Below are 19,236 nucleotides of genomic sequence, written 5' to 3'. Positions count from 1 at the left end.
GTATCGCGGGAAATGAGGCGACTGAATGTACCGGCGGCGATGGCGCCGCCCACTGCGAATGTCCCTACTTGAACCGCCGTTTCGACGATGCCGATCAGATGTCCGAACGCCTCTTTTTTCAGCCCTTGCGCCCAGTCAATGATCCCCTCGAACGTCTCGTCGAGTAGCTGGTAGGCCATATAGGCCAGCATCAGCTCGCCCAGAAACGGCACAAAGGGCAGGGCAACGAACGTCGCCACCTCAAGGATTGTCGAGGCGACATTACTGAAGGCGTCCCACAGCGCCCATCGCGCAGCTTGATCGGCGCGAGCGGTGGAGACGGCGAGCGTGCTGGCATCGTTGATGATTTTGTTCAGTTGTCGTTGGTACAGGTGATTCCATAGCCCCGCTCTGAACGGTGTCATTGAAAATTGCAGGTTAGGCTTTTCGATGGGCGTTTCGCGCCAGCTTGGTAACGGGTCGCCATGAACGTGTTGATGCCAAGTCACGGTTTGCAGGCGGCTGTTGAGGTCAGCGAAGAAATGCCCCCGTTCTGCGTGATCAACGAAGCGGCTGAAGAAGGTTTGATAGGCAGGCGCGCGAAGCTTGCGGGTCAGCTCGGTCATGAACGCCACGGTGTCGGGGTATTGCTTGAGTGGATGCTCCGGGTCGTCCGGAATATAGGCGATTATTCTTGTGGGCTGGGTGGCCCGGCCCGCCTTGGCGCCGAAGATGAGAATGCCGGTCAGCGATGAAGACATCATCGTCAAGTCGTGACAGTGGAGTGGATGACCGTCCAGTGGCATCGCCGCGCGGCCCTCCAACAAACGGAAGATCGCGTTATAGGCGTCGTCCGGAATGTCCTGGCGCACGTGGGCCAGTTGCAATGCGGACCTGAGCGCGGCTTTGTTTGTATTAACGACCTGTGACTTCAACGCGGCGCCGGCTACCCGGTTGGTCAGTCCCAGGTTGTCTTTGAGATAGGCGTTGTACTGGCCTCCGATGTCCAGCTCCCGGCACAACCGGGTAAAACCCTGAACCGTGATTTTTCGGGAGACCTCCGGCAGGGTATCGAATTGTCCAGTGGGAGAGGGGGCGGTGATGAAGGTGGAGGCGCGTTCGTAAGCATCGGCCTCGGCCTCTGACGCCTGAAAATTGTGCAGTGCGGCATCGAGCAGCGACACTGTCCATGTGCGGGCGGCACCAGTCTTGATTGAAAACCAGGACGTGGTCCGAGGGATATACAGGCGCACAAAGGTGGTTTTGACGTCTATATCCAGGTCGAACCGGGTTTTCAGGGCGGGCGTCAGAACCGACTCGGCAAAATCCCGAGCGTTTTGCAGATTTGCCAGTTTTGAGCCCAGGCGGTTTCGATGGGTCCAATGTGTCTGGCTTGAGGTTTTTAACACCTGATGTTGCAGGCGTGTAGCGGTGGCGTGCCAGTGGGGCACTTGAAGGCTGGCGTTTTTCAGGGCGCTGCGTGTTTCGGCTGATGACTCCATGACCCACGCGGGCAGGTTTTGGTAAAGATGATGAAAGTGGGTGTCCAGTTGTGTGTCGAACTCAGAATCGTCTTGGTTCATGCGCTAGTCCCTTAGCGATTGGTTTGAACCCAAGCAAAACAGACGACGATGCATTGTGTGCGGTACATATTTACCGCACTGGTCGACAAGCCTGCCTATAACCTGTGCCGGCGGTTTAAACTGCGCCTTTGCGACGCTATATGTCGCATTGCCGTAAACCCGGTTGAATCCGGGGTTTGCGCTATAAGAAGTTGTCGCTTGGCGGCAAGGCCGGGCTGAAAACTGTCCTTACAATCCCCCCATCGCTCGCCAGTTTCAGGCGAGTGTTCCTCTTCAGGAGACTCCGATGTCCGTTGAGCACGCTGCGGTACAACGCGCCGATTTCGACCAGGTAATGGTTCCCAACTACGCGCCTGCCGCTTTCATCCCCGTGCGTGGTGCCGGTTCCCGCGTCTGGGACCAGTCTGGCCGCGAGCTGATCGACTTCGCCGGCGGGATCGCCGTTAACGTATTGGGCCATGCGCACCCGGCGCTGGTCGGTGCCTTGACCGAGCAGGCGAACAAGCTGTGGCACGTCTCCAACGTGTTCACCAATGAGCCGGCTCTGCGCCTGGCACATAAGCTGATCGACGCCACTTTTGCCGAGCGTGTGTTCTTCTGTAACTCTGGTGCAGAAGCCAACGAGGCTGCATTCAAGCTGGCCCGTCGCGTCGCCTTCGATCGTTACGGCAGCGAGAAGTACGAAATCATCGCCGCACTGAACAGCTTCCACGGCCGTACCCTGTTCACCGTGAACGTCGGTGGTCAGTCGAAGTACTCCGACGGTTTCGGTCCGAAAATCACCGGTATCACCCACGTGCCGTACAACGATCTGGCTGCGCTGAAAGCTGCCATTTCCGACAAGACCTGCGCCGTTGTTCTGGAACCGATCCAGGGCGAGGGCGGCGTATTGCCGGCTGAACTGGCTTACCTGCAAGGCGCTCGTGATCTGTGTACCGAGCACAATGCACTGCTGGTATTCGACGAAGTGCAGACCGGTATGGGTCGCAGCGGAAAGCTGTTCGCCTATCAGCATTACGGCGTGACGCCGGACATCCTGACCAGTGCCAAGAGCCTGGGCGGCGGTTTCCCGATCGCAGCCATGCTGACCACCGAAGACCTGGCCAAACATCTGGTCGTCGGCACTCACGGCACCACTTACGGCGGTAACCCGCTGGCGTGTGCGGTCGCTGAAGCCGTGATCGACGTGATCAACACCCCTGAAGTGCTGGCCGGCGTCAACGCCAAGCACGACAAGTTCAAGGTGCGTCTGGAGCAGATCGGCGAGCAATACGGTCTTTTCACTGAGGTCCGTGGTCTGGGCCTGCTGATCGGCTGTGTGCTGAGCGATGCCTGGAAAGGCAAGGCCAAAGACATCTTCAACGCCGCCGAACGTGAAGGCCTGATGATTCTGCAAGCCGGCCCGGACGTGGTGCGTTTTGCGCCGAGCCTGGTGGTTGAAGATGCGGACATCGATGCCGGTCTGGACCGCTTCGAACGTGCTGCCGCTAAGCTGACTCAAGCCTGATATACCTTTCGACGCCTGATTCAGGCGTCGAACCCAAATTTTTGTTTCGGGCCGAATCAAGCTGTGGGAGCCAGCCTGCTGGCGATGAGGGCCTGACAGCCAACATCATTGTTGCCTGACAGGACGCTATCGCTAGCAGGCTAGCTCCCACAGTTGACTCTGATTTGTTTCAGGGATGGCCCGGGATTTTTTCTTTTGTAAGTTCTGAGATTAAGGAGTGACACCATGCTGGTGATGCGCCCCGCGCAAATGGCTGRTCTGGGCGAGGTACAGCGTCTGGCTGCGGACAGCCCGATTGGTGTCACTTCCTTGCCGGATGACGTTGAACGCCTGAGCGACAAGATCGCCGCAAGCGAAGCCTCGTTTGCTGCCGAAGTCAGCTTCAACGGTGAAGAGAGCTATTTCTTCGTCCTCGAAGACACGACCACCGGCAAACTGGCCGGTTGCTCGGCCATCGTGGCCTCGGCGGGTTATTCCGAGCCGTTCTACAGCTTCCGTAATGAAACTTTCGTGCACGCTTCCCGCGAGCTGAAGATTCATAACAAGATTCACGTGCTCTCTCAGTGCCACGACCTGACCGGCAACAGTTTGCTGACCAGTTTCTACGTGCAGCGCGAGCTGGTGGGGTCGCCTTGGGCCGAGCTCAACTCCCGTGGTCGCCTGCTGTTCGTGGCCAGCCATCCGGAACGCTTTGCCGATTCCGTGGTGACCGAGATCGTCGGCTACAGCGATGAAAACGGAGACTCGCCATTCTGGGATGCCATCGGCCGCAACTTTTTCGACCTCAACTACGCTGAGGCCGAACGTCTCTGCGGTCTGAAAAGCCGTACGTTCCTGGCCGAGCTGATGCCGCATTACCCTATCTATGTGCCGCTGCTACCGGACTCCGCTCAAGAGGCGATGGGCCAGGTGCATCCACGGGCGCAGATCACCTTCGACATCCTGATGCGTGAAGGTTTTGAGACCGATCACTACATCGACATTTTCGACGGCGGTCCGACCTTGCACGCACGTGTGACGGGGATCCGTTCGATCGCCCAGAGCCGCGTTGTGCCGGTGAAAATCGGTGAGCCGGTCAAAGGTGCCGGTCGTCAGTACCTGGTGGCCAATGCCCAGTTGCAGGATTACCGCGCCGTGTTGCTTGAGCTCGATTACGCGCCAGGCAAACCCGTTACCCTGGATCTGGAAGCGGCCGAAGCCTTGGGCGTCGGTGAAGGTGCCAGCGTGCGCCTGGTGGCGGTTTAACGCCGGCTTGGATTTCCAGAAAGAAATGCCTGGAAAGCAGCGAAATTTCACGGGTGGCGCAAGCGGCCCGTTTGAGGAGATAGCATGATCGTTCGTCCCGTACGCAGCAGCGATTTACCCGCTCTGATCGACCTGGCCCGCAGCACCGGCACCGGCCTGACCACTTTGCCGGCCAACGAAGAACGTCTGGCCCATCGGGTCGGCTGGGCCGAGAAGACTTTTCGCGGCGAAGCCGGGCGCGCTGATGCGGACTACCTGTTCGTACTCGAAGACGACACGGGGCGTGTGGTGGGGATTTCCGCCATCGCCGGCGCGGTCGGTCTGCGCGAGCCGTGGTACAACTTCCGGGTCGGCCTGACGGTCAGCGCTTCGCAAGAGCTGAACATCTACCGCGAGATCCCGACGCTGTTCCTGGCCAATGACCTGACCGGCAACTCGGAATTGTGCTCGTTGTTCCTGCACGCCGATTTCCGCACCGGCCTCAATGGCCGCATGCTGGCCAAGGCACGGATGCTGTTCATCGCCGAGTTCCCGCAACTGTTCGGCAACAAGATCATCGCCGAGATGCGCGGAGTGTCTGACGAAGCCGGGCGCTCGCCGTTCTGGGAAAGCCTGGGCCGTCACTTCTTCAAGATGGAATTCAGCCAGGCCGATTACCTGACCGGCGTGGGCAACAAGGCGTTCATCGCCGAATTGATGCCGAAGTTTCCGCTGTACACCTGCTTCCTGTCGCCCGACGCGCGCAACGTCATCGGCCAGGTGCACCCGGACACCGAGCCAGCGCTGGCCATGCTCAAGAGTGAAGGTTTCAGCTACCAGGGCTACGTCGACATCTTCGACGCCGGCCCGGCCGTCGAGTGCGAAACCGGCAAGATCCGCGCGGTACGTGACAGCGAGGCGCTGGTGTTGGCCATCGGCACGCCAGGTGACGACGCGACGCCTTTCCTGATTCACAACCGCAAGCGCGAAGACTGCCGAATGACTGCCGCGCCAGCGCGCCTTGCGGCCGGTACGTTGGTGGTTGATCCGCTGACCGCCAAACGCCTTCAACTCAACGCTGGCGATCAAGTGCGCGCCGTTGCGTTGTCTGCTGCCCGGGAGTCGAAATAATGAATTCGCTATATATCGCAGGTGAATGGCTGGCCGGCCAAGGCGAAGCCTTCCAATCGCTGAACCCGGTGACCCAGCAAGTGCTGTGGGCCGGCGAAGGCGCCACGGCGGCTCAGGTTGAATCCGCCGTGCAAGCCGCGCGTCAGGCATTCCCGGGCTGGGCCCGTCGTACGCTGGACGAGCGCATTACCGTGCTTGAGGCCTTTGCCGCTGCACTGAAAAGCAAGGCTGACGAACTGGCGCACTGCATCGGTGAGGAAACCGGCAAACCACTGTGGGAGTCGGCGACTGAAGTGACCAGCATGGTCAACAAGATCGCGATTTCGGTGCAGAGCTACCGCGAACGTACCGGCGAGAAGAGCGGCCCTCTGGGCGACGCCACTGCGGTACTGCGCCACAAGCCACATGGCGTGGTGGCTGTGTTCGGTCCTTACAATTTCCCTGGCCACTTGCCGAACGGTCACATCGTGCCGGCACTGCTGGCCGGTAACAGCGTGCTGTTCAAGCCGAGTGAGCTGACCCCGAAAGTCGCCGAGCTGACGGTTAAATGCTGGATCGAAGCCGGCTTGCCGGCAGGCGTGTTGAACCTGCTGCAAGGCGCTCGCGAGACCGGTATCGCCCTGGCGGCGAACCCGGGCATTGACGGCCTGTTCTTCACCGGTTCCAGCCGCACGGGCAACCATTTGCATCAGCAATTCGCTGGTCGCCCAGACAAGATCCTGGCGCTGGAAATGGGCGGCAACAACCCGCTGGTGGTCGATGAAGTGGCGGACCTCGATGCCGCTGTTTACACCATCATCCAGTCGGCCTTTATTTCTGCCGGTCAGCGTTGCACCTGTGCACGCCGTCTGCTGGTGCCGCAGGGTGTCTGGGGCGACACGCTGCTGGCGCGTCTGGTGGCGGTCTGCGCGACGATTGAAGTCGGTGCGTTTGATCAGCAGCCGGCTCCTTTCATGGGGTCGGTCATTTCCCTTGGCGCAGCGAAAGCGCTGATGGATGCGCAGGAACACTTGCTGGCCAATGGCGCAGTGGCCTTACTGGAAATGACTCAGCCGCAGGCGCAAGCCGCGTTGCTGACTCCAGGCATTCTGGACGTGACGGCTGTGGCTGATCGTCCTGACGAAGAGCTGTTCGGCCCGTTGCTGCAAGTGATCCGCTACGCAGATTTTGAAGCCGCGATCGCCGAAGCCAACGACACCGACTATGGCCTGGCGGCCGGTTTGCTGTCGGATTCCGAAGCGCGTTATCAGCAGTTCTGGCTGGAAAGCCGCGCCGGTATCGTCAACTGGAACAAGCAGCTGACCGGTGCCGCGAGCAGCGCGCCATTCGGCGGCGTCGGCGCCTCGGGTAACCATCGCGCAAGCGCCTACTACGCCGCAGATTACTGCGCGTACCCGGTGGCCTCGCTGGAAACGCCGAGCCTGGTGTTGCCTGCAGCTTTGACGCCTGGCGTGAAGATGGCGTGATGCCCATCGCCAGCAGGCTGGCTCCCACAGGTTCGGTGGTGTTCACACACTTTGTGTACGACGCAATCACCGTGGGAGCCAGCCTGCTGGCGAAGGCCGCGCCTCGGTCTCAAATCTAGTTACTGAAGCCTATAACAACAGATTCTCGTGGAGCCTCGCTGATGAAATCCTATGAAGTCAATTTTGACGGTCTAGTGGGGCCGACCCATAACTACGGCGGGTTGTCCTACGGCAACGTCGCGTCCCAGAGCAACAGCCAGCAGTCCTCGAACCCGAAGGAAGCTGCGCTGCAAGGCCTGGCGAAAATGAAAGCGCTGATGGAAATGGGCTTTCAGCAAGGTGTGCTGGCGCCGCAAGAACGTCCGGACGTGGCCTCACTGCGGCGTTTGGGTTTCAGCGGCACCGATGCGCAAGTGATCGAGAAAGCCGCTAAAGACGCTATGCCGTTGCTGGTCGCCAGTTGCTCAGCGTCGAGCATGTGGGTGGCCAACGCAGCTACGGTCAGCCCAAGTGCTGACACCGCGGATGGCCGCGTGCATTTCACCGCCGCCAACCTCAACTGCAAATACCACCGCAGCATCGAACACCCGACCACCAGCCGCGTGCTGGGCGCCATGTTCGCCGATCAGCAGCACTTTGCGCATCACGCGGCCTTGCCGGCTGTGGCGCAGTTCGGTGACGAAGGCGCCGCCAACCACACCCGTTTCTGCCGTGAATACGGTGAAGCGGGCGTCGAGTTCTTCGTATTCGGTCGTAGCGCTTTCGACACCCGTTATCCGGCACCGCAGAAATACCCGGCGCGCCAGACGCTGGAAGCCTCCCAGGCCGTTGTCCGCTTGCACGGCCTGAGCGAAGACGGCGTTGTCTACGCACAGCAAAATCCGTCGGTGATCGATCAGGGTGTATTCCACAATGACGTGATCGCCGTGGGTAACGGTGAGGTGTTGTTCTATCACGAGGACGCGTTCCTCGACACCGAACAGATGCTCGCCGAACTGCAAAGCAAACTCGCCAAAGTCGGTGGGAAATTTCAGTCAGTCTGTGTACCGCGTTCCGCGGTAACCGTCGAAGACGCCGTTCGTTCCTACCTGTTCAATAGCCAACTGCTGTCGCGTCCTGACGGTTCGATGCTGTTGATCGTGCCGGAAGAGTGCCGTGGCAACGAGCGTGTCTGGCAATACCTGCAAGGTTTGACCAGCTCCGGCGGCCTGATCCGCGAAGTGAAAGTGTTCGATTTGAAGCAAAGCATGCAGAACGGCGGTGGCCCGGCTTGCCTGCGACTGCGCGTCGCACTGAATGAAACCGAACTGGCGGCGGTCAACCCAGGGGTTATCATGACGGCACCGTTGTACGGCACGTTGACCGAATGGGTCGACAAGCACTACCGCGACCGCATGACCGAAAACGATCTTGCGGACCCGCAATTGCTGCTTGAGTGCCGGACGGCACTGGATGAACTGACGCAAATCCTTAAACTGGGCGCGGTTTATCCATTCCAGATCAATTGAAAGTCTCAAACGAGAGCGTAAAAAACATGAGCGATACCCTGCAGCTGATCCTTGAAGACACCGACGGCACGCAACTGGAAACTTCCTGCACCCGCGTCGCGGTCATGTGGCAAGGCAAAGAGCTGTGGATCCAGCACGATGGCCGCGGCCAACTGCTGATCGGTGTGGACGTTGAAGAAGGCGATGCGGAATACGCTAACCTGCTGCTGCGCCCATTGGCGACTAATCTGGTAAGTCTGCAACTGGAAATGGAACCGGCTGAAGTCGGTGACGAAGACCACGAGCACGGCCCGGATTGCGCACACGACCACTAAGGAAACCGCTCTATGCTCGCCCTCGGCAAACTGCTTGAACTGACCCTCGCCGGCCGTGAACCGGCGGAGAAGACTCAACTGACTGTCGAAGGCGTGCGGATGCGCTGGTTGAGCGAAGGTGCGCTGGAAGTCCGGCCACCTGACGCTCGCGACAATGGCCTGGACCTGCTGCTGTCGGCCGGTATCCACGGCAACGAAACAGCGCCGATCGAGTTGCTTGATCGCCTGTTGCATGACATCGCTCGTGGCGACTTGAAACCACGCGCACGAATTCTGTTTCTGTTCGGTAACCCCGACGCGATCCGTAAAGGTGAGCGCTTCATCGAACAGGACGTCAATCGGCTGTTCAATGGCCGTCACGAACAGAGCAGCGGTTCAGAAGCCTTGCGCGCTTGTGAGCTGGAGCGGCTGGCGGCGGTTTTTTTCAGCCTGCCGGATCGCCAGCGTCTGCACTATGACCTGCACACCGCGATTCGCGGCTCGAAAATCGAGCAGTTCGCCTTGTACMCCTGGAAGGAAGGTCGTCAGCATTCGCGTCAGGAACTGGCGCGCCTGCGTGCTGCCGGCATGGAGGCAGTGTTGTTGCAGAACAAGCCATCCATCGTCTTCAGTTCCTACACCTACGACAAGCTGGGCGCCGAGTCCTTCACCCTTGAACTGGGTAAGGCTCGGCCGTTCGGGCAGAACGCCGGAGTCAACGTTTCCCTGCTGGAAACCCGCCTGAAACAGATCATCGAAGGCACCGAACCGGAACTGACTGACTCGGCGCTGGACGGTTTGCAGCTTTACAGCGTGGCGCGGGAAATCATCAAGCACAGCGATAGCTTCCGCTTGAACCTTCCGGCGGACATCGAGAACTTTTCCGAGCTGGACGTGGGTTACCTGCTGGCGGAAGACATCGCCAATACCCGCTGGATCATCGAAGAAGAGGGCGCCCGGATCATCTTCCCGAACCCCAAGGTGAAGAATGGCTTGCGCGCCGGCATTCTGGTCGTGCCAGCCACCGACGAAAACCTGGTCTGAGATCAACGCATAACTAATGTGGGAGCGAGACCGGCTTGCCGGCGAAGGCTGCATAACAAACAACATCACCGTTGAATGTTAAACCGCTTTCGCCGGCAAGCCGGTCTCGCTCCCACAGTTGATTTGAGTGAAGCCAAAAGACTTCACTCAAGCCTTAGGTGTTTTAGACCRCTACCGCACGCGGCTCACTACGACGCAGCGCACGCATCTTGTGCAGCGTATCCGCACACGTCTTCGCCGCTTCCTGGCCTTTATGCAGAAAATGCTCGAAGAAGAACTTCTGGTGCTCTTCACCGGCATGGAAGTGGTGCGGGGTCAGGGATACCGAGAACACTGGCACTTCGGTTTCCAGTTGCACCTGCATCAGGCCACTGACCACCGACTGCGCGACGAATTCGTGACGGTAGATCCCGCCATCAACGACCAAGGCTGCCGCGACGATGCCGGAATAACGTCCGGTCTTGGCCAGCAGCTTGGCGTGCAGGGGCATTTCAAAGGCGCCGCCGACTTCGAAAAAGTCGATTTCCGATTCCTGATAACCCTGAGCAATCATTTCGGCCACGAAGCCTTTGCGGCTCTGGTCGACGATTTCCTTGTGCCAGCAGGCCTGGATGAACGCAACGCGCTCGCCCTGATGGTTTTTGCTTTTGCTATCGATTGCGGTGGGTTGCATGTTCTGACTCCTGTTTATGTATAAAACAGGGCATATGAATCGAAGGGGATTTAAGGGTGCGCACGCTTGCACGAATACCTGCGGACGGCCCTTTGGCGTCAATCCCGTTCTCTCTTCATCCGGACTATGACCGTCGGCCCCGGGATCACACCGGGTCTGCTGACCTTGTCGTCATACACAGCCATTTGCCGTGCCTGTCGCCAAGCGCTCGCGGGCTATGCGCGTTGCGCGCAATTACCGCCGGTGGGGAGTTGCACCCCGCCCTGAGAACGTTTTGCCGTCAGAATGTCTGGCGGCGCAGCGTTTTTAACACATATTTCCTGCCTGCGCATCGCTGCTATCTGATGATTGCTATCGACTTTTTCGCTGGCTTGAGCGGCCTTTTCCCGCTCAAGGGTTGATTATTCGTTGTCATGCCCGCAGTAATTCCTGACTGGAAGGGATTTCCCCTGCTTGCCGAGGCCAGATTCATGAGCGTTATCGATCTTCGTAGCGACACCGTCACCCAACCCTCCGTCGGGATGCTCGACGCGATGGCCAAAGCGGCCACCGGTGACGACGTTTATGGTGAAGACCCGACGGTCAACGGTCTGGAAGCCGAACTGGCACAACGACTTGGCTTCGCCGCTGCGCTGTTCGTACCGACGGGCACTATGAGCAACTTGCTGGGTTTGATGGCGCATTGCGAACGCGGTGATGAATATATTGTTGGCCAGCAGGCTCACACTTATAAGTACGAAGGTGGTGGAGCGGCGGTGCTCGGTTCGGTCCAGCCGCAGCCGCTGGAAGTACAGGCCGATGGTTCGTTGGACCTGGCTCATGTTGCCGCAGCGATTAAGCCGGATGATTTCCACTTCGCCCGCACCCGTTTGCTGGCGCTGGAAAACACCATGCAAGGCAAAGTGCTACCGCTTGAGTATCTGGCGCGGGCGCGAAGCTTTACCCGTGAGCATGGGTTGCAGCTGCACCTGGACGGCGCACGGCTATACAACGCAGCCGTCAAACTGGGTGTTGATGCCAGGGAAATCACTCAGCACTTCGATTCCGTTTCGGTCTGCCTGTCCAAAGGCCTGGGTGCGCCAGTGGGTTCGGTACTGTGCGGCTCGGTCGAGTTGATCGGCAAGGCACGCCGCTTGCGCAAAATGGTCGGGGGCGGCATGCGTCAGGCCGGGCTTCTGGCCGCGGCGGGTTTGTATGCCCTGGATAACAATGTCCAGCGTCTGGCCGATGACCATGCCAATGCACAATTCCTGGCCGAAGGCTTGCGTGCGGCGGGTTATGACGTCGAACCGGTGCAGACCAACATGGTTTACGCGCAGATGGGCGATAAGGCCGAAGCGATCAAGACGWTCGCCGCCGAGCGCGGGATCAAGTTGAGTGCGGCAGGGCGTCTGCGTATGGTCACGCACATGGACGTCAGTCGTGAGCAAATCGAGCAGGTCGTCGCGGCATTCGTCGACTTTTCGCGCAAGTGATAGCGTTAGCGCTCCAATTGACTGTTTCTATCGTATAAACACGCTGTACCCCGCGCGCTGGGCCGATATAATGCGGCCCTTTGCCGTCGCTTCGTCTGTTGACGTTTCGAACAGGCCTTTGGCCGCAGCCTCCGTGGAAGAACCTAATGAAAAGCGCAGAAATCCGTGAAGCCTTCCTTCGCTTCTTCGAAGAGCAAGGCCACACCCGTGTAGCCTCCAGCTCTTTGATTCCGGGCAACGACCCAACCCTGCTGTTCACTAACGCGGGGATGAACCAGTTCAAGGACTGCTTCCTGGGCCAGGAAAAACGCGYGTACACCCGCGCGGTCAGCAGCCAGAAATGCGTGCGCGCCGGCGGCAAGCACAACGACCTGGAAAACGTCGGTTATACCGCCCGTCACCACACCTTCTTCGAAATGCTGGGCAACTTCAGCTTCGGTGATTATTTCAAGCGTGACGCTATCACCTATGCCTGGAACTTCCTGACGTCCGACCAGTGGTTGAACCTGCCAAAGGAAAAACTCTGGGTTACCGTCTACGCCAGCGATGACGAGGCGTACGACATCTGGACCAAGGAAATTGGTGTGCCAGCCGAGCGCATGGTTCGTATCGGCGATAACAAGGGCGCACCGTACGCGTCCGACAACTTCTGGACCATGGGCGATACCGGCCCGTGCGGCCCTTGCACCGAGATTTTCTACGATCACGGCGCCGACATCTGGGGCGGCCCACCGGGTTCGCCGGAAGAAGACGGTGACCGTTACATCGAAATCTGGAACAACGTGTTCATGCAGTTCAACCGCACCGCCGATGGCGTGTTGCACCCGCTGCCAGCACCATCGGTCGACACCGGCATGGGTCTGGAGCGGATCAGTGCCGTGCTGCAGCACGTTCACTCGAACTATGAAATCGACTTGTTCCAGAGCCTGCTGATCGCTTCGGCCAAGGCCATCGGTTGCACCAACGATGCTCAGGCTTCCCTGAAAGTCGTGGCTGACCACATTCGCTCCTGCGGTTTCCTGATTGCCGACGGTGTGCTGCCGTCCAACGAAGGTCGCGGCTATGTACTGCGCCGGATCATTCGTCGCGCTTGCCGTCACGGCAACAAACTGGGCGCCAAAGGTAGCTTCTTCTACCAGATCGTTGCGGCCCTGGTCGCCGAGATGGGCGAAGCCTTCCCTGAGCTGAAATCCCAGCAGGCGCACATCGAGCGCGTTCTGAAAGCTGAAGAAGAGCAATTCGCCAAAACCCTGGAGCAGGGCCTTAAAATCCTCGAACAGGATCTGGCTGACCTCAAAGGCGACGTGGTACCGGGCGACGTAGTGTTCAAACTCTACGACACCTACGGCTTCCCGATGGACCTGACCGGCGACATCGCTCGCGAGCGTAGCCTGACCATCGATGAAGAAGGTTTTGAGCGTGAAATGGAAGCCCAGCGCGTCCGTGCCCGTTCTGCCAGTTCCTTCGGCATGGACTACAACAGCCTGGTCAAGGTTGATGTGGCCACCGAATTTACCGGTTACAAGGCGACCAGCGGTTCGGCAAAAATTGTCGGTCTGTATAAAGATGGTCAAGCGGTCGATGTATTGAGCGAAGGTGAAGAGGGYGTGATCGTCCTGAACCAGACGCCTTTCTACGCTGAGTCGGGCGGTCAGGTGGGTGACTGCGGTTACTTGCAAGCTGGCGCTTCGCGTTTCGACGTGCGTGACACCACCAAGACCGGTGGCGCGTTCCTGCACCACGGCGTACTGGCCTCGGGCAGTTTGGTGATCGGCGCCCCTGTGGAAGCTCACGTCGAAGCTGATGTGCGCCACGCGACTTCGCTGAACCACTCGGCGACTCACTTGCTGCACGCTGCATTGCGTCAAGTGCTGGGCGATCACGTCCAGCAGAAAGGCTCGTTGGTCGACAGTCAGCGCCTGCGCTTTGACTTCAGCCACTTCGAAGCTATCAAGCCTGAGCAGTTGAAGGCGCTGGAAGACATCGTCAACGCCGAGATTCGCAAGAACTCCGCCGTTGAAACCGAAGAAACCGACATCGAAACCGCCAAGCAAAAAGGCGCCATGGCGCTGTTCGGCGAGAAGTACGGCGACAACGTACGCGTGCTGAGCATGGGCGGCGATTTCTCGGTTGAGCTGTGTGGTGGTATCCACGCCAACCGTACCGGCGACATCGGTCTGCTGAAAATCATCAGCGAAGGCGGTGTGGCGTCGGGCGTACGTCGTATAGAGGCAGTCACCGGTGCTGCGGCGCTGGCCTACTTGAACGCTGCTGAAGAACAACTCAAGGAAGCGGCCAACCTGGTAAAAGGTAGCCGCGACAACCTGATCGACAAGCTGTCGGCTGTGCTGGAGCGCAACCGTCTGCTGGAGAAGCAACTCGAGCAGTTGCAAGCCAAGGCTGCCAGTGCGGCGGGCGACGATCTGTCGGCCTCTGCCCTGGACATCAAAGGCGTTAAGGTGCTGGCCGTGCGTCTGGACGGTCAGGATGGCAAGGCGCTGTTGGCGCTGGTCGATCAACTGAAAAACAAACTCGGCCGCGCAGTGATCCTGCTCGGCAGTGTCCATGAGGAAAAGGTCGTGCTGGTTGCAGGCGTGACCAAAGACCTGACTGGCCAACTCAAAGCCGGTGATTTGATGAAGCAAGCCGCTGCGGCAGTGGGCGGGAAGGGCGGTGGTCGTCCAGACATGGCGCAGGGTGGCGGTACAGACGCCGGCGCTCTGGATGCAGCATTGGCCCTGACCGTTCCATTTGTAGAGCAGGGTTTATAAGGCAGTGCTTCTGGCTCGCGGTCTAGTCGCGGGCCAGAACGCTGTTTGAGTGATAATTTGGGCGCCCTTCATGGGCAGAGGCGGCTTTGAAATGGCTTTGATCGTACAGAAATTTGGAGGCACCTCGGTCGGCACTGTCGAGAGAATCGAGCAGGTCGCCGACAAGGTTAAGAAATTCCGCGATGCCGGCGATGACCTGGTGGTTGTACTGTCTGCAATGAGCGGCGAAACCAACCGTCTGATCGATCTGGCCAAGCAAATCAGTGGCGGCGACCAACCAGTTCCTCGCGAGCTGGACGTGATCGTCTCCACCGGTGAGCAGGTGACGATTGCGCTGTTGGCCATGGCGCTGATCAAGCGTGGCGTGCCTGCGGTGTCCTACACCGGTAACCAGGTACGGATCCTGACCGACAGCGCGCACAATAAAGCGCGTATTTTGCAGATTGATGACCAGAAGATTCGTGGTGATCTGAAAGCAGGTCGCGTGGTGGTTGTCGCCGGTTTCCAGGGCGTCGACGAGCACGGCAACATTACCACCCTCGGTCGTGGCGGTTCCGACACCACCGGCGTGGCACTGGCAGCAGCCTTGAAGGCTGATGAATGCCAGATCTACACCGACGTCGATGGTGTCTACACCACCGACCCGCGTGTGGTGGCCGTGGCCCAGCGCCTGGACAAGATTACCTTCGAAGAGATGCTGGAAATGGCCAGCCTCGGTTCCAAGGTGTTGCAGATCCGTGCGGTCGAGTTCGCCGGCAAGTACAACGTTCCGCTGCGCGTACTGCACAGCTTCAAGGAGGGTCCGGGCACCCTCATTACTATTGATGAAGAGGAAACCATGGAACAGCCGATCATTTCCGGTATCGCTTTCAACCGCGATGAAGCCAAGCTGACCATCCGTGGCGTGCCAGACATCCCGGGCGTTGCCTTCAAGATTCTCGGCCCGATCAGTGCCGCGAACATCGAAGTCGACATGATCGTGCAGAACGTTGCGCACGATAACACCACCGACTTCACCTTCACCGTGCACCGCAACGACTACCAGGCGGCGCAAACCGTGCTGGAAAAAACCGCTGGCGAGCTGGGTGCCCGTGAAGTCATCGGCGATACCAAGATCGCCAAGGTCTCGATCGTCGGCGTTGGCATGCGCTCCCACGCAGGCGTCGCCAGCCGCATGTTCGAAGCACTGGCCAAGGAAACCATCAACATCCAGATGATCTCGACGTCGGAAATCAAAGTCTCCGTCGTGATCGAAGAGAAGTACCTGGAACTGGCTGTGCGCGCTCTGCACACGGCTTTCGAACTGGACGCGCCGGTCCGACAGGGCGAGTGATGCGTTTGCCGAAGGGCGCGGTCTGACCGCGCCCTTCGTTTTTTTTGAATAGCGTGACCCAAGACTGTTCTTTTGCTCGCGCTGGTCAATACTCAGGCATGTAGGGCTGCGATCATTCTGGTTGTGGGTCGAGTGCCTTTTTTTTGCAGACTGTTGTCCCTGAAATGAAATGCGTTAGGAGAAAGGTATGCTGATTCTGACCCGRCGGTGCGCAGAAAGCCTGATTATTGGTGATGGCGAAATCACCGTGACCGTGCTCGGCGTCAAAGGAAATCAAGTGCGTATCGGTGTGAACGCCCCGAAAGAGGTTGCTGTGCACCGTGAAGAAATTTACCTGCGTATAAAGAAAGAGAAGGACGAAGAACCAAGCCATTAATTTTTATCGTTTTTTATGTTTGCAAACGGGGAAAAGGTTGGTTAAGATACGCCCCGTGTTGCGGAGAGCTGGCCGAGTGGCCGAAGGCGCTCCCCTGCTAAGGGAGTACACCTCAAAAGGGTGTCGGGGGTTCGAATCCCCCGTTCTCCGCCATTATTTGCGTAGTACGTTGTAATCTGGCTTCTTCGGTAAGTTGTTGAAATTACTAGAAAAAGTGTTTGACATAGAGATTAGACGGCCTATAATGTAAAAACACAAATGCACTCGTAGCTCAGCTGGATAGAGTACTCGGCTACGAACCGAGCGGTCACAGGTTCGAATCCTGTCGAGTGCACCAAACAACAAAAAGCCCGCGTTTAACGCGGGCTTTTTGCCGTCTGGAGTTTGGCTTTTCCTTTCGTGCATCCTTTCTCATCGAACTCGACGTGTGCGCTACGACCTCGCTTGGTGTCGTAACGGTAGGTCGTCGCTGAATTCCTGATACTGATCTTGTCTGGCTTGCCGAGAGCGCTCTCAACGTCCTGCTGGCTCATGCCTGCGACGATTCGTTGATTGATGATCGCTGTGCGTCGTTCCTTGGCGCTGATCAGGTTCCCGCATTTGTCCTCGGCCTGACCCACGATGGTCGGCGCTCTCCTTTTGTTTTTCTTGTCTGATGTTTCGCCTGTGTCGGCGCTTGGCATGAGCGCCACCGTGCTGCCGGGTGTGAACGTGCGCACATCCTGCAAAGACAGGCGCTCTCCGGCCGTGCAACTCAAGGTGGTGAATGTCACCTGCCCATTGGGGGCTTCACATCGGTGAACAGTCCCTGCCTGCAGTCGAGGTGGCAGGCAGAGCAGGGCGGTCAACAAAAAATAGTATGCAAACGGTGGCATTTGACGTCCTCCATGACGGTCGATATCAAGGGTAGCTGCTACATTTTTCGAGGACGGTGTGTTTTCTTTTCAGAATGAGTCGTCGCAATTGAATAGATAAGGTAGCGCTCAGGTTTGTCTTGCAAGCGCTTGTTTCAGCCACGATTTTTTAACGTTTAAAACCGTCGGGCGGTGTATCATTGCGCCCGTCAGCCCCGCCGGGGCTTGTGGAATACCTCCATGGACTTACCCAGTAGTTACTCAGTACCCCGTTTTACCAATCATGAATTGACTGATTGATCCTTCCGGCGTGCCCCGCTGCTGGGAGTGGAGTTCGCCTATGTCTGAAGTTGAAGTAAAGAAAACGCAAGAAAGCCTGCAGGACCGCCTCGCTCAAGTTGTTGAGCTGTTGCAGCGGCAGCGGGTCATCGAAGACCTGACTCATCGCCAGGAAGGTCCGCATCACGATCGGGTCGAGAACCTGGTTCACCGGCAAAATCTCGTCGAGCTGCAACGCAAGCTCGATGATCTGCACTCCGCCGACGTCGCCTACATACTTGAAGCGCTGCCGCTGCACGATCGTCTGACGCTTTGGCAATTGGTCAAGGCGGATCGAGACGGCGACATCCTGCTCGAAGTTTCCGATTCGGTCCGCGAAACCCTGATCGCCGACATGGACGATCACGAGCTCTTGGCTGCGGCCAAGGACATGGACGCTGACGAACTGGCTGACCTGGCTTCCGAGCTGCCGCGAGACGTCGTCCACGAGCTGATGGAAACTCTCGATGGTCAACAGCGTGAGCGCGTTCGCTCCGCGTTGTCCTATGACGAGGAGCAGGTCGGTGCGCTGATGGACTTCGAGATGGTGACCATCCGTGAGGATGTCAGCCTCGAAGTGGTTCTGCGTTACCTGCGTCGCCTCAAAGAGCTGCCAGGCCATACCGACAAATTGTTTGTGGTCGACTATGACGGCGTGCTCAAGGGCGTGCTGCCGATCAAGCGTCTGCTGGTCAACGATCCGGAAAAACAGGTTTCGGAAGTCATRGCCAGTGATCCGGTGAGTTTTCACCCGGACGAGGACGCCTACGACGCTGCCCAGGCGTTCGAACGTTACGACTTGATCTCGGCGCCCGTGGTCGACAAGAACGGCAAGCTGATCGGTCGTCTGACCATCGATGAAATGGTCGACCTGATTCGTGAAGAGAGCGAAAACGAAGTTCTCAACATGGCGGGTCTGCGCGAAGAAGAAGATATTTTTGCGTCAGTCTGGAAATCCCTGCGTAACCGTTGGGCCTGGCTGGCGGTCAACCTGATTACCGCGTTTATTGCATCCCGGGTGATCGGCCTGTTTGAAGGCTCCATCGAAAAACTGGTCGCGCTGGCGGCGTTGATGCCGATCGTGGCCGGTATCGGTGGCAACTCCGGTAACCAGACCATCACCATGATCGTTCGGGCCATGGCGCTGGATCAGGTGAGTACCGGTAACACTTCGCGCCTGATGCGCAAAGAGCTGGCGGTCGGTTTGATCAATGGTCTGGTCTGGGGCGGAGTGATTGGGGCGGTGGCTTACATGCTGTACGGCAGTTGGTCCCTTGGCGTGGTCATGACTGCCGCCATGACGCTCAACCTGTTGCTGGCGGCATTGATGGGGGTGTTGATTCCGATGACCCTGGCGCGGCTTGGACGCGACCCGGCGATGGGCGCGAGTGTGATGATCACCGCCATGACCGACAGCGGCGGCTTCTTCATCTTCCTCGGGCTGGCGACGATTTTCCTGCTCTGATTTGCCCGCTGTTAGAAACCCGCCCATCGGCGGGTTTTTTTTCGCCAAATTTCAGTCAAAAAAAAGCCAGCGATTATGCTGGCTTGAGCTTTCGGGGTGAATCAGGAAGCGTCTGCGGTCAACTCAGCATCATGGGCGATCAGCGAAACAAGTGCGTTTTGCTGGCGGTGGGAAAGTTGACGGAAACGTTGCAGCAATTCGCGTTCGTGCAATGACAGCTCCGGGCTGTCCAGGCG

General features: G+C 58.5%; 15 protein-coding genes, 2 tRNA genes, 1 pseudogene and 1 riboswitch. Of the genes and pseudogenes, 14 read left to right on the top strand and 4 right to left on the bottom strand.

What is annotated here, in order from left to right; all coding sequences use genetic code 11:
- Positions 1-1,562: dermonecrotic toxin domain-containing protein (locus tag AC1DSG_RS14155; protein WP_477791443.1), on the bottom strand; the 1,562-nt coding region annotated here is incomplete at its 3' end.
- Between the two features lie 286 nt (positions 1,563-1,848).
- On the opposite strand from AC1DSG_RS14155, the gene AC1DSG_RS14150 reads away from it, so the two are divergent.
- From AC1DSG_RS14150 to astE, 7 genes are all read left to right on the top strand, one after another.
- A complete protein-coding gene (locus tag AC1DSG_RS14150; protein WP_477791442.1) occupies positions 1,849-3,069 on the top strand; it encodes an aspartate aminotransferase family protein in 1,221 nt (406 codons plus the stop codon).
- Between the two features lie 225 nt (positions 3,070-3,294).
- Positions 3,295-4,314, top strand: coding sequence for an arginine/ornithine succinyltransferase subunit alpha (gene aruF, locus AC1DSG_RS14145; protein WP_477791441.1), 1,020 nt, complete (start codon positions 3,295-3,297; stop codon positions 4,312-4,314).
- An 84-nt stretch (positions 4,315-4,398) separates the two neighbouring features.
- Positions 4,399-5,424, top strand: coding sequence for an arginine N-succinyltransferase (astA, locus tag AC1DSG_RS14140; RefSeq protein WP_477791440.1), 1,026 nt, complete (start codon positions 4,399-4,401; stop codon positions 5,422-5,424).
- A complete protein-coding gene (astD, locus tag AC1DSG_RS14135) occupies positions 5,421-6,890 on the top strand; it encodes a succinylglutamate-semialdehyde dehydrogenase (RefSeq protein WP_477791444.1) in 1,470 nt (489 codons plus the stop codon). The genes astA and astD overlap by 4 nt, the downstream gene beginning before the upstream one ends.
- A gap of 161 nt (positions 6,891-7,051) precedes the next feature.
- A complete protein-coding gene (gene astB / locus AC1DSG_RS14130) occupies positions 7,052-8,398 on the top strand; it encodes an N-succinylarginine dihydrolase (RefSeq protein WP_477791439.1) in 1,347 nt (448 codons plus the stop codon).
- A gap of 26 nt (positions 8,399-8,424) precedes the next feature.
- Positions 8,425-8,712, top strand: a complete 288-nt coding sequence (locus AC1DSG_RS14125) for a topoisomerase II (RefSeq protein WP_223516149.1) — start codon at positions 8,425-8,427, stop codon at positions 8,710-8,712.
- A gap of 12 nt (positions 8,713-8,724) precedes the next feature.
- Positions 8,725-9,735, top strand: coding sequence for a succinylglutamate desuccinylase (gene astE, locus AC1DSG_RS14120; protein ID WP_477791438.1), 1,011 nt, complete (start codon positions 8,725-8,727; stop codon positions 9,733-9,735).
- 163 nt (positions 9,736-9,898) lie between these two features.
- Here astE and AC1DSG_RS14115 read toward each other — a convergent pair whose 3' ends face one another.
- On the bottom strand, positions 9,899-10,408 hold the full coding sequence (locus tag AC1DSG_RS14115; protein ID WP_477791437.1) for a 6,7-dimethyl-8-ribityllumazine synthase: 510 nt from the start codon (positions 10,406-10,408) through the stop codon (positions 9,899-9,901).
- 102 nt (positions 10,409-10,510) lie between these two features.
- Positions 10,511-10,683: riboswitch (FMN riboswitch) on the bottom strand.
- A 195-nt stretch (positions 10,684-10,878) separates the two neighbouring features.
- On the opposite strand from AC1DSG_RS14115, the gene ltaE reads away from it, so the two are divergent.
- The 6 genes from ltaE to AC1DSG_RS14085 all read left to right on the top strand — a co-directional run bounded on the left by ltaE (position 10,879) and on the right by AC1DSG_RS14085 (position 16,700).
- Positions 10,879-11,883, top strand: a complete 1,005-nt coding sequence (gene ltaE, locus AC1DSG_RS14110) for a low-specificity L-threonine aldolase (RefSeq protein WP_477791436.1) — start codon at positions 10,879-10,881, stop codon at positions 11,881-11,883.
- Positions 11,884-12,029: 146 nt separating this feature from the next.
- Complete coding sequence (gene alaS / locus AC1DSG_RS14105; RefSeq protein ID WP_477791435.1) at positions 12,030-14,654, top strand: alanine--tRNA ligase; 2,625 nt, start codon at positions 12,030-12,032, stop codon at positions 14,652-14,654.
- Between the two features lie 91 nt (positions 14,655-14,745).
- On the top strand, positions 14,746-15,987 hold the full coding sequence (locus AC1DSG_RS14100; RefSeq protein WP_477791434.1) for an aspartate kinase: 1,242 nt from the start codon (positions 14,746-14,748) through the stop codon (positions 15,985-15,987).
- A 187-nt stretch (positions 15,988-16,174) separates the two neighbouring features.
- The gene (csrA, locus tag AC1DSG_RS14095; RefSeq protein WP_002554426.1) at positions 16,175-16,363 is read left to right on the top strand and encodes a carbon storage regulator CsrA; all 189 of its coding nucleotides are present in this window, start codon (positions 16,175-16,177) and stop codon (positions 16,361-16,363) included.
- A gap of 62 nt (positions 16,364-16,425) precedes the next feature.
- Positions 16,426-16,516, top strand: a tRNA-Ser gene (locus AC1DSG_RS14090).
- A gap of 107 nt (positions 16,517-16,623) precedes the next feature.
- A tRNA-Arg gene (locus AC1DSG_RS14085) sits at positions 16,624-16,700 on the top strand.
- A gap of 19 nt (positions 16,701-16,719) precedes the next feature.
- On the opposite strand, the gene AC1DSG_RS14080 is transcribed toward AC1DSG_RS14085, so the two are convergent.
- On the bottom strand, positions 16,720-17,238 hold the full coding sequence (locus AC1DSG_RS14080; protein ID WP_477791433.1) for a cell envelope protein SmpA: 519 nt from the start codon (positions 17,236-17,238) through the stop codon (positions 16,720-16,722).
- 319 nt (positions 17,239-17,557) lie between these two features.
- On the opposite strand from AC1DSG_RS14080, the gene mgtE reads away from it, so the two are divergent.
- Positions 17,558-19,000 (top strand): magnesium transporter, encoded by a 1,443-nt coding sequence (gene mgtE, locus AC1DSG_RS14075; protein WP_477791432.1) that lies wholly within the window; start codon positions 17,558-17,560, stop codon positions 18,998-19,000.
- A gap of 101 nt (positions 19,001-19,101) precedes the next feature.
- Here mgtE and AC1DSG_RS14070 read toward each other — a convergent pair.
- Positions 19,102-19,236, bottom strand: a pseudogene (locus tag AC1DSG_RS14070) (DNA-binding protein); the annotation flags it as partial.

It is taken from the genome of Pseudomonas sp. P5_A12, assembly GCF_056400685.1.
This window is presented reverse-complemented; position numbering and strand designations above follow the sequence as displayed.

What these genes read in the sequence shown, in the direction of transcription:
- AC1DSG_RS14150 (WP_477791442.1), top strand. Translation starts at nt 1,849, where the DNA reads ATGTCCGTTGAGCACGCTGCGGTACAACGCGCCGATTTCGACCAGGTA.
- astA (WP_477791440.1), top strand. Translation starts at nt 4,399, where the DNA reads ATGATCGTTCGTCCCGTACGCAGCAGCGATTTACCCGCTCTGATCGAC.
- astB (WP_477791439.1), top strand. Translation starts at nt 7,052, where the DNA reads ATGAAATCCTATGAAGTCAATTTTGACGGTCTAGTGGGGCCGACCCAT.
- AC1DSG_RS14125 (WP_223516149.1), top strand. Translation starts at nt 8,425, where the DNA reads ATGAGCGATACCCTGCAGCTGATCCTTGAAGACACCGACGGCACGCAA.
- AC1DSG_RS14100 (WP_477791434.1), top strand. Translation starts at nt 14,746, where the DNA reads ATGGCTTTGATCGTACAGAAATTTGGAGGCACCTCGGTCGGCACTGTC.
- AC1DSG_RS14080 (WP_477791433.1), bottom strand. Translation starts at nt 17,238, where the DNA reads ATGCCACCGTTTGCATACTATTTTTTGTTGACCGCCCTGCTCTGCCTG.